Raw genomic sequence first — 12,821 nt, 5'->3', positions numbered from 1 at the left:
GTGGAACCATCGTGCCATGGGCGAGCGCGCCAGCTGTTGAGGGCGCGCGCTCGCCCACCCCAACCATGGCCTCAGAGCCAGCCATGCACTAACATTGAACCCGGATCACCCAATCGGGTCAGGCCACGATCGTGGCCCTGGAATGGTCGGGCCTGCCCTATCGGCTCAGCCGCATCGAAATGCCAGGCGAAGTCAGCGGCCCGGCGTTCAGGGCGATCAATCCGGTCGGGGCGACGCCCGCCCTGCTGACCGAGGCAGGCGAGACGCTGAGCGAGAGCATGGCGATCCTGAACCACATCGCCGCGCGCAGCCCGCAAAGCGGCATCGCATTCGCCCAGGGGACACGCGATTTCGACCGGCTGAACGAAATGCTGGCCTATCTGAACACCAGCTTCTTCGGGTCCTTCAGCCCGCTTTGGCGGACGCTGGAACACGCCATGGAGCCGGGCGAGAAGGCCGCGCTGCGGGCCTATGGCGCGGCCAAGGTCGTCGCCGTACACGCTGAACTCGAGGCGCTGCTCGGCGACAAGCCCTGGCTGCTGGGCGAGCAGAAGACCCTGGCCGACGCCTATTTCGCCGGGATCGCCCGGTGGACAAAGTATCACGACGTGATCGACCGGGCCGACTATCCGCGCCTGCAGCGACTGTTCGACAAGCTGGAGGCCGACCCCGCGGTGATCTTCGCCCACGCCATCGAGGCCGGCGAGACGCCCAAGGGGGCCGGCGGCTTCCGCGGGCACGTGGCGTTGGCGGACCTAGCGGGCGTGGCGGCCTAGGCTCGCCCTGGCTAGCTCCTGGCTGGGATGAGGGCGGCGGCCTCGGCGGCGCGGCGGCGCAGAAGGTCCTGCTCGCGTCGATTGGCGGCGAGGGCGAGGGCGGCCTCGAAAGCCTCCCTGGCTTCGCCATGACGGCCGAGGCGGAACAGCAGGTCGCCGCGGACGCTGGGCAGCAGGTGGTAGGCGCGCATGGCCGGGTGTTCGGCGAGCGTGTCGAGGATGGCCAGGCCCGCCGCTGGCCCATCGGCCATGCCGACCGCGATGGCGCGGTTCAGCTCCACCACCGGCGAGCCGGTCAACTCTGCCAGGCGCCCGTAGAGACCCGAGATCTGTATCCAGTCGGTGTCCTGCGGCTGCTCGGCGCGGGCATGACAGGCGACAATGGCGGCCTGGAGCGCATAGGCGCCGCCCTGCCCGCCTAATTCGGCGGCGCGGGCGAGCGCCTTGAGCCCGCGGCGGATCTGGAGCTGATCCCAGCGGCTGCGATCCTGGTCCATCAGCAGGATAGGCTGGCCTTCGGCGTCGGTGCGGGCGGCGGTGCGGCTGGCGTTCAGCTCCATCAGCGCCAGCAGGCCGTAGGCCTCCGGCTCGGTCGGGGCGACGGCGACCAGGACGCGCCCCATGCGCAGGGCTTCGGCGCAGAGCTGGGGCCGCAGCCAGTCGTCGCCCTTGGCGGCGGTGTAGCCCTCGTTGAAGATCAGGTAGACGACCTCCAGCACCGAGGCCAAGCGCTGGGCCAGCTCCTCGCCGCGCGGTGTCTCGTAGGCCAGGCCGGAGTCCGAGAGCGTCTTCTTGGCCCGCACGATGCGCTGGCCGATCGTGGCGACCGGCTGAAGAAAGGCGCGGGCGATCTCCTCGGTGGTCAGGCCGCAGATCATACGCAGCGCCAGGGCCGCGCGGGCCTCCTGCGACAAGCGCGGATGGCAGGCGGTGAAGATCAGCCGCAGCATCTCGTCGCCGATGTCATCGTCCAGGGATGCGTCGAGATCGGGCATGGCGTTCTGCGCGTCCTCCAGCTCCCAGGCGACCTGATCGTGCTTGCGGGCCAGCATCTTGCGGCGGCGCAGGTGGTCGAGCGCGCGGCGGCGAGCCGTCGCCATCAGCCAGGCCCCCGGCCGCTCGGGCACGCCGGTCTGCGGCCAGCGCTCGAGCGCCGTGACCAGCGCTTCCTGGGTCAGTTCCTCGGCAAGCGGAATGTCGCGCAGCATCCTCGCCAGCCCGGTGATCAGGCGTGGCTGCTCGATCCGCCAGACGGCGAGGATCGCGCGGTGGGTTTCGGCCGTCAGGCTCAAGCCAGGGCCGGCGAGGCGACGTTGCAGGTGGCGTCGGGCTCGTCGCCGCTGAAGATCGCGCGGATCTCGCAGGTCCCTTCCCAGCCCGGCTGGTGGTCCTTGTGCAGCTGCAGGAAGTTCACCGCCCCGGCGATCGCCTCTTCCTGGCTCTGCATCTCGAAGATGGCGTAGCCGCCGATCATCTCCTTGGCCTCGACGAACGGCCCGTCGACCACGTCGATCTTGCCGGCGGTCAGGGTGACCTGGCTGCTGACCTGCAGCGGCGCGAGGCCCCCGGTGTCGAGCATGCGGCCGGCCTTGATCTCCTGCTCTGCCTGCTTGCCCATCGCCTCCAGCAGTTCCGGGGTCGGCGGGCTGGTGTCGGCCGACTTGATGATGAACATGAAGCGCATGGGTGGTCCTCCTGGCGAGCCGCGCGCAAAGCGCCCGCGAAATGTCCCGATTTCCTGAACGACGAACCAGGCCGCGCCGGATCGACATCGCCGCGCAGAAAAAACGCAATCAGCCCACGGGGCAACGCACCAGGGCGACGGGCCCGCTCCACGGACCGCCGGCCACAGTCATGGTTTCGGCGGCGCCCACGCCGGCGAAGGTCAGGGTGAAGGTCTGGGGCGTCTGCGGTCCTTGCGCGGCGCACTCGGCCTGGACGGTGTAGCCGGCCGGCGTCGGGGCGACCTTGGCGAAGGTGCAGGCGACCTCTCCGGCCGTGCTCAGCCGATCCTTGGCGAATTCCCACGCGCCGGCCTGGCAACCGGCCAGCGAGACCGCCCAGCGGCCGACATAGGAGGAATGGGGCGCGGTCTTCACCGCGACCGGCGCGACGACCGCCGCCTGGCGCTCCCCGCAGGCGGCGAGGCTGAGCAGAAGGGCGAGACAGGCGACGGGGCGCGACAGGGTCATGGAGCGATAAACGGTCGTGAAACCGCGCCGTTCCTGCCTTTGCCTTTGCGCGGCCTTGGGCTAAACCCCGCCCGTTTCCATTCAACCTGACCCGGGAGTTCCCCCGCCATGTCGCTCGAATCCGCCGCGCTCGCCCGCGTTAAGCCGTCCGCCACCCTGGCGGCCGACGCGAAAGCCCGGGAACTGAAAGCGCAGGGCCGGGACGTGATTTCGCTGGCGGCGGGCGAGCCCGACTTCGACACCCCGGAGAACGTCAAGGAAGCCGCCATCAAGGCGATCCGCGACGGCAAGACCAAGTACACCAACGTCGACGGCATTCCGGAGCTGAAGGAAGCCATCGTCGCCAAGTTCCAGCGCGAGAACGGCCTGACCTACAAGGCCAGCCAGGTGAACGTGTCGCCGGGCGGCAAGCCGGTGATCTGGAACGCCATGCTCTCGACCCTGAACCCGGGCGACGAGGTGATCATCCCGACCCCGTACTGGGTCAGCTACTGGGACATCGTGCTGCTGGCCGGCGGCACGCCGAAGGCCGTGGCCACCTCGGACGCCACGGGCTTCAAACTGCAGCCGGCGGACCTGGAAGCGGCGATCACGCCGAAGACCAAGTGGGTGTTCCTGAACTCGCCGTCGAACCCGTCGGGCGCGGCCTACACCAAGGACGAGCTGCGCGGCATCGCCGACGTGCTGCTGCGCCATCCGCATGTCTGGATCCTGACCGACGACATGTACGAGCACCTGGTGTTCGGAGACTTCCAGTTCTGGACCATCGCCCAGGTCGAGCCGGCGCTCTATGACCGCACCCTCACCATGAACGGCGTTTCGAAGGCCTACGCCATGACCGGCTGGCGGATCGGCTATGCGGCCGGGCCGGAAGCCCTGATCAAGTCGATGGCCAAGGTGATGAGCCAGACGACCTCGAACCCCTCGTCGATCTCGCAGTGGGCCGCGGTCGAGGCGCTGAACGGCACCCAGGCGTTCATCAAGCCGAACGCCAAGCTGTTCGAAGGCCGCCGCGACCTGGTGGTCTCGATGCTGAACCAGGCCAACGGCATCAAGTGCCCGACCCCGGAAGGCGCGTTCTACGTCTATCCGTCGGTGGAGCAGCTGATCGGCAAGACCTCGCCCAGCGGCAAGGTGATCGGCAGCGACCAGGACTTCGCCGTGGAACTGCTGGAACAGGAAGGCGTCTCGGTGGTGTTCGGCGCGGCTTTCGGCCTCTCGCCATTCTTCCGCATCAGCTACGCGACCTCGAACGCGGTGCTGGAAGACGCCTGCACCCGCATCCAGCGCTTCTGCGCCAACGTGAAGTAGGTTCGGGGCTCGGTCTCGATCGACAGAAACGGCCCGGAGCGATCCGGGCCGTTTTTCATGTTCGGGGGCGTGAGGGCTTGGCCGGCTTCAAGCGAACATAAATCGGGCCGCTGGGCTCGCGCTTGGACTCAATGCTATCGACGTGCTGAACCAGGTCGCTGAGCTTGCCGTAGCCATAGCTTCGCACGTCGAAATCAGAGGCGAGGATCGCCAGTTGCTGGCCGACGCGGCCCAGCGGCGCCCAGCCTCCAGCGTCGTCCAACTGCCCGATCGCCGTCCGCAGGAGTTTGCCGGCTTCCGCCAGCGGCAGAAGCGCGGCCTTGGAGGCCGGCCGGTCCACCGACGGAGCATCCGGCAACAGGTTCTCCGTATAGATGAAGCGCCGGCACGCTTGGCGGAAACTCTCTGGCGTCTTCTGTTCGCCAAAGCCGTAAACGTCGGTCCCCTGCTCGCGGATTCGCGCCGCAAGGCGTGTGAAGTCGCTGTCGGACGACACCAGGCAGAAGCCGTCGAAACGACCGCTATGCAGTAGATCCATCGCATCTATGACCAACGCGATGTCAGATGCGTTCTTGCCCACCGTATTGGCGAAATTCTGGTGTGGCATGATGGCGTAGGCCGCCAGGATGTCGGCCCAGCCCTTAAGATTGGGTCTGGAGAAATCGCCATAGATGCGCCTGACGCTGGCCTCGCCGATCTTGGCGATCTCCTCGAAAAGCCCCCCGGCGATACGGGGCGACGCATTATCGGCGTCGATGAGAACTGCCAGTCGGGGCGCGCGTCGTTCATTCATTGCGCCTGTTCCCACATTGCGACGGCGCAGTCGGCGGTATGGCCCGCCGAGGTGTCAAACAAAAACGGCCCGGATTGCTCCGGGCCGCTTCCGATTCTGCGGAGCCTGGGGCTCAGACGGCCTGGAGCTGGCCGGCCGACATCTTGCCGCTGCGGCGGTCCTGTTCCAGCTCGAAGCTGACCTTCTGGCCTTCCTGCAGGGTGGCCATGCCGGCGCGCTCAACGGCCGAGATGTGCACGAAGACGTCGTTGCCGCCGTCTTCCGGCTGAATGAAGCCGAAGCCCTTGGTCGCGTTGAACCACTTCACAACACCGATAGTCATATTTGTCGTCCCTTTCGGACATCAGTTCTCTCACCCGCTAGTGGGTTTGAGATCAAATTTTCGGAGAGGGTCGAACGCATTTTCCGAAGCGTCAGCATTGAGCAACGGTAGATCGGCAGCGAGCCAAAACGAATTTTGATCTTCTCAGAGTGGCGGGTTTTACGGCGCGGCACAAGAAATATTTCGAAAAGCCGGAAATGCCGCCCCCCGCGTGGATGGCGATCATTTCGGCCACTCCCCAGACAAGGAAATCGCAAAAGCCGCGGCCAACAAGCAAGCTCGCAAATTGCAGGACGAAGGACGTCCCTGTCAGGTGCGGGTAAGCGGCGAACAGGGATTCTTCGCCGTATAGATGCTGCGGGCCCGGTGCGACCCGGACCCGCAATCGCATCAGTGCTTTTCGCGCCAGGCGGCCTTGGCGGCCTCCTTGGTGATGTTCAGGCGCACCTTGTCGTCGACGACGTCATCGACCCAGGTCAACGGGATAAGGTGGTGCTTGAGGCCGGCGCCGAGATCCAGCTTGGCAAGTTCGATCTCCTCGCCCACCACATGGTCGACCCGGCCCACATGGCCGCCGTCCGAACCGATAACTTCCATATGCTCGCGGATGCCGGGGTTCATGGCGTTCTCCTGTTCTGCGTTTCGGGGTTGCAGGAAAACGGGCGGCGCCATCGCGGGTTTCAGCTTGGCCGCAAATTCAGGCCGGCGTCTCAAGCCGCCGAGCCAAGATCCATCATCTCCTCTTCCACCCCGGCGGGCGGCAGGGTGAAGGCGATGGTGCAGACCACCCCGCCGGGCGCGAAATCGAGGTCGACGACGCCATCGAGCTGATGGGCCAGACCGCCGACCACCACCCGCGAGCCGAAGCCCCGGCGTTCTGGCGCGACCACCGGCGGGCCACCCTGCTCGCGCCACACGATGCGCAGGCGGCGCGGCCCCTGGGCCAGCCCCCCGCCCCCGGCGCCGACGCTCCAGGTCACATGCACACGGCCGGCCTCGTTCGACAGCGAGCCGTACTTCACCGCATTGGTGGCCAGCTCGTGAAAGGCCATGCCGAGGGCGACGGCGGTGTTGGGTCCCAGCCAGACCCGTTCACCCGCGATGGAGACGCGCTCGCCGCTCTCGCCGCCATAGGGGGCGAGCTCGGTCTGGAGCAGTTCGGCCAGGCCAGCGCCGCTCCAGTTGTCGCGGGTGAGCAGGTTGTGGGCCTTGGAAAGCGCGATCAGCCGCGCCTCGAAGCTCTGGCGTACGCTGCCGACGTCCTGGCCGTGACGCAGGCTCTGGGCGGCGATCGACTGGACGGTGGCGAGCGTGTTCTTCACCCGGTGGTTCAACTCGTCGAGCAACAGCTTCTGTCGCGCCTCGGCGGCGATGCGGGCCACCACCTCGCGCTCGGCCGCCAGCCGGGCGTGGGCCTGACGCCAGGCGGCCAGGGTCAGCAGCAGGGTCGCCAGCAACCCGCCGGCGACAAAGACAACGGTCAGTCCGCCGTCGGCGCCGTGGTCATAGTCTGCGCGGGCGCGGTAGACGATGGTCCAGGTGCGCCCGCCGACGTCGAGCCGGCGGGTGGCCGTTGCGCCGCCGCGCATCGGCGAAGACTCGGCCGAGCGGTGCAGCAAGTTCCGCGGCGACGGCGCGCCGTCGTAGACCAGGTAGTCGAAGCCGGCGACCTTCGCGGTCGGCAGCACGGCGCCCAGCAGATCGCCGGCGCGGAACGGGGCATAGACGAAGCTCTCCAGCTTCTCGCGCCGCTCGGCGATGGTGCGGGGCGTGACGCCGCCGCGATAGACCGGTTCGTAGATCAGGAAGCCGGCCTGCTTGTCCTGGCCGAACTCCTGGACCAGTTCGACCTTGCCAGACAGCGCCGGCAGGCCGGTGTCGCGAGCCCGGTCCATCGCCTCGCGCCGCACCGGAAAGGCGTGCATGTTGAAGCCCAGCGCACGCCGGTTTCGCAGGTCCAGCGGCTCCAGATAGATGATCGCGTGCGTTTCCCCGGGGGTGCGGGGGCGGAGGGCTCCAAACTCAGGGACGCCCTCGGCCTTGAGCCGGGCGAGCAGCGCGCCCTCCCCGCCCGTCGGGACGCGGATCGAATAGCCAATGCCCTGGATGCCGGGATAGCGGAGGGTCAGCTCGACCCGCTCGGCGAAGGCGCGGAACTCGCGCGCGTCGACCTCGTCGCTGGCGGCGAACAGGCCGGAGCCGGCGCGCAACACCGCCACATAAGTCTCCAGCCGTCGGCTGACCGCGTCGTTGGCCTGGTCTGCCAGGGCGTCGAACTGAAGCTGGGCGCGCGCCTCGCGGCCTTGCTCCAGCGCAAGGGACACGACGAGGGTCGCGGCCACTCCCGCAAGGGCGACCGCCACCGGCAAGGCCCGCGCCGGCCAGGAGCGCACGCGGGTGATCGCATTTTCAAGGAAGCTGGTCGCCAACGGCCGCCCCGATCCAGTGCCTGCGCCAAGGCTTAGCCGCGTTCAGCGGCGCGGAAAAGTAGAACAACGTTCGCCCACTCGCGTGCAGCGGGGGCTATCGCGGCCCGCCGGGCGTGGCTTAGATATGGCCATGGGCGAAGTGGTGAACCTGAACAAGGTCAGGAAGGCTCGGGAAAGGGCGCAGGCCAAGGCGCAGGCGCGCGAAAATCGCGCAAGCTTCGGCCGCACCAAGGGCCAGAAGGATCTGGAAAGGGCGGAGGCCGAGAAGGCCGAGCGGGCTCTGGACGGCGCCAAGCGGGAAACCGACGACGAGTAGACAACGCGGGCGGGGAAGGCTCGACACTCCCCCGCCCTCGCATCCGCGCGCCGCCCCACGGCGCGCGACGCGAATGGCTCAGACCCGCTTCGGCACGGCCGCGTCGCGGGCTTCCGGCGGGATGGAGTCGTAGATGGTGGCCGGGGTGATGCCCAGGCGCTTGCGGGCGCTCTCCAGCGGCTCTGCCATCAGGCGTTCGTAGTCTTCGCCCAGCAGCCAGGCGGCGGCCTTGCCGCGCTTGTAACCCTGCCAGATCGCCTTGTTGTACGGATAGTTCGCGCCGCGCGAACGCGACATGGCGCCCAGCGCGATCAGCGCCCAGCCCAGGCCCTTGGTCTGGGCGTAGGAGAAAGCCACCAGACAGGCCTCGCCCAGGCCGTCGCGGTGATAGCCGGACAGGATGTGCCAGATGTCGTGGACGTCGCGGGTGCGACGGCCCATCCAGGCGTAGGGGTGCTGAATATCGACCTCGGCGCCCTCGATGCGGCTGACCTCGGCAAGGCCTTCGGCCGAGAGATCCTCCGAGCGGATGAAGTCGCGATAGGCCGCGCCGACGCTGCCGACCGGCAGCGAGTCGAGCCAGGCGTCGTCCATCAGCTTGTCGGCCATTTCCTGGCGCTCATAAGCGATGCGGCCGCCCCGCGCGGTGGTCAGCAGCCGCTCGTAACAGCGGGCGGTCGAGGTCCCGTTCAGGGCCCGCATGATCTCGAACACCTGGCCGGTGTCTTCCTTGTCGTTCAGCAGGCGCTGCAAGGCCTTCAGCGCCGCGCCCCACTGCAGGCGGGGCCTGGGCAGGCGCACGTCGGCGGACGGCGCAGCCTGGCGCAAGATCGGGGCGTCGAGAGCGTCGGCGGTCATGGCCATGGGGAGGAGCCTTCAATGCTAACAGTGTTCGGATTGAAAATGACGCAGGCGTCATCTTTTGGCAAGCGGTCAATTGACCACTTGGCCGCGAGGTGCGGCTTGAGCCACAAAAGGCCATGCCTTCGTTGAAAAAACGTTCGATCCTGCTCTCGGGCCACGCCACCTCCATAGCGCTGGAGCCGGAGTTCTGGGCCGTGCTGGACGAGATGGCCGCCGCGCGCGGAGTCAGCCTGGCCGGATTGATCGCCCAGATCGACGAGGGCCGCGGCGAACGCCCCCTCGCCTCGGCCTGCCGGGTGAACGCGCTGGCCTTCGTGAAGGGGTGAGGAATTCAGATGCTCCCCCACCGGGGGAGCTGAGGACATCGACGCTGCGACCGCGACGATCCGTCAGGCCCTGGAGTCGTAAGTCCCCCTCTCCTGGCCATTCGGCCGGGAGCTCCCCCAACTGGGGAGCATCTAAATAGCCATGGCCGTCGACCTAAGCTTTGTCCCCTAGCCCAGACCCGGCGCGTTCAGCTCGCGCATCGCAAACAGGAAGCCCAGCACGAGCAAGAATCCCAGCAGCGCCCAGAGCGTCAGCGGAATGGGGCGGCGAGGCGGCGGCTGGTCTTCGTCCATCGGCTACTTCGGAGCAGGCAGCGGCGCGTCCGGGAGGGCGGGCGGCTTGGGCACGTTGACGTCGACATCGACGCTGCGGGGCATCTGCGGCCGGGGCGAGCCGCCAGCATAGAGGAAGTAGGCGATCACCGCGACCGCCACGAGCAGGCCGCCCACCAGGAAGGCGAGCCAGGGCGTGGAGCCGCTACCGGAGTTCTGGGCCATGCTTGGCCTCCTCAGCTTGGTTCCTCGACCTGCGATGAACGAACGCTTCGCGAGGGCGGTTCCGGCCTTAAGCCGCGCGCTGCGTGTGCTACATATGTTCCGATGTCTTCGCCTGAATCATTCGAGAACCCCTTCGACGACGCCCTGCCCGCCCCGCGGGTCAGCGACCTGGCCCGCGTGCGCGGCCCCGATTATCTCACCGGCCTGAACCCCGAACAGCGGGCGGCGGTCGAGGCGACCGAGGGGCCGGTGCTGGTCCTGGCCGGGGCGGGGACCGGCAAGACCCGAGTGCTGACCACGCGCCTGGCGCATATCCTGGCCACGGGACGCGCCAAGCCCTGGGAGCTGCTGGTCGTCACCTTCACCAACAAAGCCGCCAAGGAGATGCGCGAGCGGATCACCCACATCATCGGTCCCTCGGCCGAGGGGCTGCGCTGGTTGGGCACCTTCCACTCCGTCGCCGCCCAGATCCTGCGCCGGCACGCCGAGCTGGTGGGGCTGAAGTCGAACTTCACCATCCTGGACACCGACGACCAGGAGCGGCTGATCAAGCAGGTGCTGGAGGCCGAGAACGTCGACGCCAAGCGCTGGACGCCCAAGGCGCTGGCCGGGATGATCGACCATTGGAAGAACCGCGGCTGGACGCCCGACCGGCTGCCGCCGTCGGAAGGCCGTGAGTTCGCGAACGGCAAGGGCCCGGCGCTGTACCGGATGTACCAGGAACGCTTGCGGGTGCTGAACGCCTGCGACTTCGGCGACCTGCTGCTGCACAATCTGACGCTGTTCATGGCCAACCCGGACGTGCTGGCCGACTTCCACGAGCGGTTCAAATACGTGCTGGTGGACGAGTACCAGGACACCAACGTCGCCCAGTACCTGTGGCTGCGGCTGCTGGCCCAGAAACGGCAGAACGTCTGCTGCGTGGGCGACGACGACCAGTCGATCTATGGCTGGCGGGGTGCGGAGGTGGACAACATCCTGCGCTTCGAGCGGGACTTCCCCGGCGCGACGGTGATCCGGCTGGAGCGAAACTACCGCTCGACCAGCCACATCCTGGCCGCGGCTTCGGGCCTGATCGCCGCCAACAAGGGGCGCCTGGGCAAGACGCTCTGGACCGAGAGCAACGACGGCGAGAAGGTCGTGGTGCGCGGAGTCTGGGACGGCGAGGCCGAGAGCCGGCTGATCGCCGAGGAGATCGAGCGCGCCAGGAAGGGCGGGACCGAGAAGGACCCGCGCAAGTACCGCGACATCGCCATCCTGGTGCGGGCCTCGTTCCAGATGCGAGCGTTCGAAGAGCGGTTCGTGATGCTGCAGATCCCATACACGGTGGTCGGCGGCCCGCGGTTCTTCGAGCGGGCCGAGATTCGCGACGCCCACGCCTATCTGCGGCTGATCCAGTCGCCGGACGACGACCTGGCGTTCGAGCGGATCGTCAACGTGCCCAAGCGCGGGATCGGCGACACCACGGTGCAGAAGCTGTTGCAGATCGCCCGGCTGAACGGCGTGCCGGTGATGCAGGCCGCACGCGAGGCGATCGGCACCGACGAGCTGGCCGGGCGCACGCGCACGGCGCTGTCGAACTTCATCCGCGACGTCGACCGCTGGCGCGGCCAAGCCCAGGCGATCCACCACGCGCGCCTGACCGAGCAGGTGCTGGAGGAGAGCGGCTATACCGACGCCCTTAAGCTGGACAAGACGCCGACCGCCCAGACCCGGCTGGAGAACCTGAAGGAACTGGTCCAGTCGATGCAGAGCTTCGACACGCTGGAATCCTATCTGGAGCACGTGTCGCTGGTGATGGACATGGACCGCGGGCCGCAGGCCGACGCGGTGCAGATCATGACCCTGCACTCGGCCAAGGGGCTGGAGTTCCCGCTGGTCTTCCTGCCCGGCTGGGAGGAAGGGGTGTTCCCCTCCCAGCGCAGCATGGACGACAAGGGCGAGAAGGGCCTCGAGGAGGAGCGGCGGCTGGCCTATGTGGGCATCACCCGGGCCCGCGAGGAGGCGCGGATCTCCTTCGCCGCCAACCGCCAGGTCTATGGCCGCTGGACCAGTCAACTGCCGAGCCGGTTCGTCGACGAACTGCCGCTGGCCAATGTCGAGGCCAGTTCCGAGACCGGCTACTACGGCGGCGGGCCGGGCATGCAGCAGCAGCACGGCAGCCGTTGGGACGCGAGCCCGAGCTTCGGCGCCGGCTACTCCTCGCCCGGCTGGAAGCGCGCCCAGGAACGGAACTTCCACGGCAGCCATCCCGGCCGCGGGGCGGTGATCGAGGGCGAAGGCCGGCTGGTGGTGTCGGAATCCTCCGCCGCCAGCGACTTCAAGCGCGGCCAGCGCGTGTTCCACCAGAAGTTCGGCTACGGGTCGGTGAAATCGGTGGACGGCAACAAGCTGACGGTCGCCTTCGACAAGGCCGGCGAGAAGAAGGTCATCGACTCGTTCGTCGAGAAGGCCTGAGGCGGAGTAGATCCTTCCCCCTTTTGAGGGACGTGGTTCGGCGCAAGGCGCCGAGACGGAGGGGGAAGCAACCGGGCGCACCTTGCTCCGCCAAAGACGGAGCGGAGGGCGGCTTTTCCTAGGCCCTGCGGTTGCGCACGGCTTTGACGGCGACAACGCCCAGGCCGGCCACCACCGCAACCGCCGCACCAGCGGCCAGGGCCAGGCCCGTAGCTTTGAGCGGCGAGATTTCGGGCTCAGCTTCCGGCACGTCGGCGGCGTCCGGGGCGGCGATGCGGCGGAAGCCGACCACGCCAGGACCGATGTCCGACACCCGCCAGCCGGCGTCGAGCCAGGCGCGCTGGTGGGCCTTGCCCTCGCCCGTCCACCAGGCAGGCTGGCGGGCCGCCTTGGGCAGGGATGCGCCCAGCACCGCTTCCATATCGGCGAAGGTCGCGCGCCACTGGTCGGCCGTGAGGCCGGCGAGATGTTCGGAAAGCGGGAGATACTTGCTCATGCCTGATCGTTACGGCGCCGCGGCCCGCGAGGCCAGCCCGG

Annotated in this window: 16 protein-coding genes; 5 read left to right on the top strand and 11 right to left on the bottom strand. The window is 68.0% G+C overall.

The window, feature by feature from the left end; translation table 11 throughout:
* The first annotated feature begins 131 nt into the window (after positions 1–131).
* A complete protein-coding gene (locus tag ACE3T2_RS03295; protein ID WP_374654663.1) occupies positions 132–776 on the top strand; it encodes a glutathione S-transferase family protein in 645 nt (214 codons plus the stop codon).
* 11 nt (positions 777–787) lie between these two features.
* Here the strand turns inward: ACE3T2_RS03295 and ACE3T2_RS03290 are convergent, their stop codons facing one another.
* From ACE3T2_RS03290 to ACE3T2_RS03280, 3 genes are all read right to left on the bottom strand, one after another.
* Positions 788–2,068 (bottom strand): RNA polymerase sigma factor, encoded by a 1,281-nt coding sequence (locus ACE3T2_RS03290; RefSeq protein WP_374654661.1) that lies wholly within the window; start codon positions 2,066–2,068, stop codon positions 788–790.
* Positions 2,065–2,460, bottom strand: a complete 396-nt coding sequence (locus ACE3T2_RS03285; protein ID WP_374654659.1) for a YciI family protein — start codon at positions 2,458–2,460, stop codon at positions 2,065–2,067. The genes ACE3T2_RS03290 and ACE3T2_RS03285 overlap by 4 nt, the downstream gene beginning before the upstream one ends.
* A 109-nt stretch (positions 2,461–2,569) precedes the next feature.
* Positions 2,570–2,968 carry a hypothetical protein gene (locus ACE3T2_RS03280; RefSeq protein WP_374654657.1) on the bottom strand — a complete coding sequence of 133 codons (399 nt, stop codon included), beginning with the start codon at positions 2,966–2,968 and terminating at the stop codon, positions 2,570–2,572.
* A 108-nt stretch (positions 2,969–3,076) separates the two neighbouring features.
* Between ACE3T2_RS03280 and ACE3T2_RS03275 the strand changes: the two genes are divergently transcribed.
* A complete protein-coding gene (locus ACE3T2_RS03275) occupies positions 3,077–4,279 on the top strand; it encodes a pyridoxal phosphate-dependent aminotransferase (RefSeq protein WP_374654655.1) in 1,203 nt (400 codons plus the stop codon).
* A gap of 55 nt (positions 4,280–4,334) precedes the next feature.
* On the opposite strand, the gene ACE3T2_RS03270 is transcribed toward ACE3T2_RS03275, so the two are convergent.
* The 4 genes from ACE3T2_RS03270 to ACE3T2_RS03255 form a co-directional block, all read right to left on the bottom strand.
* Entirely contained in the window at positions 4,335–5,072 is a 738-nt protein-coding gene (locus tag ACE3T2_RS03270; RefSeq protein ID WP_374654653.1) for an NYN domain-containing protein, read from the bottom strand.
* Positions 5,073–5,184: 112 nt separating this feature from the next.
* On the bottom strand, positions 5,185–5,394 hold the full coding sequence (locus tag ACE3T2_RS03265) for a cold-shock protein (RefSeq protein ID WP_374654651.1): 210 nt from the start codon (positions 5,392–5,394) through the stop codon (positions 5,185–5,187).
* Positions 5,395–5,784: 390 nt separating this feature from the next.
* The gene (locus ACE3T2_RS03260) at positions 5,785–6,015 is read right to left on the bottom strand and encodes a DUF2171 domain-containing protein (protein ID WP_374654649.1); all 231 of its coding nucleotides are present in this window, start codon (positions 6,013–6,015) and stop codon (positions 5,785–5,787) included.
* 89 nt (positions 6,016–6,104) lie between these two features.
* Complete coding sequence (locus ACE3T2_RS03255) at positions 6,105–7,823, bottom strand: CHASE domain-containing protein (protein ID WP_374654647.1); 1,719 nt, start codon at positions 7,821–7,823, stop codon at positions 6,105–6,107.
* Between the two features lie 130 nt (positions 7,824–7,953).
* Between ACE3T2_RS03255 and ACE3T2_RS03250 the strand changes: the two genes are divergently transcribed.
* Positions 7,954–8,139, top strand: a complete 186-nt coding sequence (locus ACE3T2_RS03250) for a DUF4169 family protein (RefSeq protein WP_374654645.1) — start codon at positions 7,954–7,956, stop codon at positions 8,137–8,139.
* Between the two features lie 78 nt (positions 8,140–8,217).
* Here ACE3T2_RS03250 and ACE3T2_RS03245 read toward each other — a convergent pair whose 3' ends face one another.
* On the bottom strand, positions 8,218–9,003 hold the full coding sequence (locus ACE3T2_RS03245; protein ID WP_374654643.1) for a Coq4 family protein: 786 nt from the start codon (positions 9,001–9,003) through the stop codon (positions 8,218–8,220).
* A 116-nt stretch (positions 9,004–9,119) separates the two neighbouring features.
* Between ACE3T2_RS03245 and ACE3T2_RS03240 the strand changes: the two genes are divergently transcribed.
* A complete protein-coding gene (locus ACE3T2_RS03240) occupies positions 9,120–9,329 on the top strand; it encodes a ribbon-helix-helix domain-containing protein (protein WP_374654641.1) in 210 nt (69 codons plus the stop codon).
* A gap of 168 nt (positions 9,330–9,497) precedes the next feature.
* On the opposite strand, the gene ACE3T2_RS03235 is transcribed toward ACE3T2_RS03240, so the two are convergent.
* Both ACE3T2_RS03235 and ACE3T2_RS03230 read right to left on the bottom strand, forming a co-directional pair.
* A complete protein-coding gene (locus ACE3T2_RS03235) occupies positions 9,498–9,623 on the bottom strand; it encodes a hypothetical protein (protein WP_374654639.1) in 126 nt (41 codons plus the stop codon).
* 3 nt (positions 9,624–9,626) lie between these two features.
* Entirely contained in the window at positions 9,627–9,827 is a 201-nt protein-coding gene (locus ACE3T2_RS03230) for a hypothetical protein (protein WP_374654637.1), read from the bottom strand.
* Positions 9,828–9,929: 102 nt separating this feature from the next.
* Between ACE3T2_RS03230 and ACE3T2_RS03225 the strand changes: the two genes are divergently transcribed.
* Positions 9,930–12,284, top strand: coding sequence for a UvrD-helicase domain-containing protein (locus tag ACE3T2_RS03225; RefSeq protein WP_374654635.1), 2,355 nt, complete (start codon positions 9,930–9,932; stop codon positions 12,282–12,284).
* A gap of 118 nt (positions 12,285–12,402) precedes the next feature.
* On the opposite strand, the gene ACE3T2_RS03220 is transcribed toward ACE3T2_RS03225, so the two are convergent.
* Entirely contained in the window at positions 12,403–12,780 is a 378-nt protein-coding gene (locus tag ACE3T2_RS03220) for a hypothetical protein (protein ID WP_374654633.1), read from the bottom strand.
* Positions 12,781–12,821 lie beyond the last annotated feature (41 nt).

Origin of the sequence: Phenylobacterium sp., assembly GCF_041919955.1 — a bacterium.
In the GTDB taxonomy this organism is placed as follows: Bacteria; Pseudomonadota; Alphaproteobacteria; order Caulobacterales; family Caulobacteraceae; genus Phenylobacterium.
This window is presented reverse-complemented; position numbering and strand designations above follow the sequence as displayed.

What these genes read in the sequence shown, in the direction of transcription:
- ACE3T2_RS03285 (WP_374654659.1), bottom strand. Translation starts at nt 2,460, where the DNA reads ATGCGCTTCATGTTCATCATCAAGTCGGCCGACACCAGCCCGCCGACC.
- ACE3T2_RS03275 (WP_374654655.1), top strand. Translation starts at nt 3,077, where the DNA reads ATGTCGCTCGAATCCGCCGCGCTCGCCCGCGTTAAGCCGTCCGCCACC.
- ACE3T2_RS03235 (WP_374654639.1), bottom strand. Translation starts at nt 9,623, where the DNA reads ATGGACGAAGACCAGCCGCCGCCTCGCCGCCCCATTCCGCTGACGCTC.
- ACE3T2_RS03240 (WP_374654641.1), top strand. Translation starts at nt 9,120, where the DNA reads ATGCCTTCGTTGAAAAAACGTTCGATCCTGCTCTCGGGCCACGCCACC.
- ACE3T2_RS03245 (WP_374654643.1), bottom strand. Translation starts at nt 9,003, where the DNA reads ATGGCCATGACCGCCGACGCTCTCGACGCCCCGATCTTGCGCCAGGCT.
- ACE3T2_RS03250 (WP_374654645.1), top strand. Translation starts at nt 7,954, where the DNA reads ATGGGCGAAGTGGTGAACCTGAACAAGGTCAGGAAGGCTCGGGAAAGG.
- ACE3T2_RS03280 (WP_374654657.1), bottom strand. Translation starts at nt 2,968, where the DNA reads ATGACCCTGTCGCGCCCCGTCGCCTGTCTCGCCCTTCTGCTCAGCCTC.
- ACE3T2_RS03230 (WP_374654637.1), bottom strand. Translation starts at nt 9,827, where the DNA reads ATGGCCCAGAACTCCGGTAGCGGCTCCACGCCCTGGCTCGCCTTCCTG.
- ACE3T2_RS03260 (WP_374654649.1), bottom strand. Translation starts at nt 6,015, where the DNA reads ATGAACCCCGGCATCCGCGAGCATATGGAAGTTATCGGTTCGGACGGC.
- ACE3T2_RS03225 (WP_374654635.1), top strand. Translation starts at nt 9,930, where the DNA reads ATGTCTTCGCCTGAATCATTCGAGAACCCCTTCGACGACGCCCTGCCC.
- ACE3T2_RS03270 (WP_374654653.1), bottom strand. Translation starts at nt 5,072, where the DNA reads ATGAATGAACGACGCGCGCCCCGACTGGCAGTTCTCATCGACGCCGAT.
- ACE3T2_RS03265 (WP_374654651.1), bottom strand. Translation starts at nt 5,394, where the DNA reads ATGACTATCGGTGTTGTGAAGTGGTTCAACGCGACCAAGGGCTTCGGC.
- ACE3T2_RS03220 (WP_374654633.1), bottom strand. Translation starts at nt 12,780, where the DNA reads ATGAGCAAGTATCTCCCGCTTTCCGAACATCTCGCCGGCCTCACGGCC.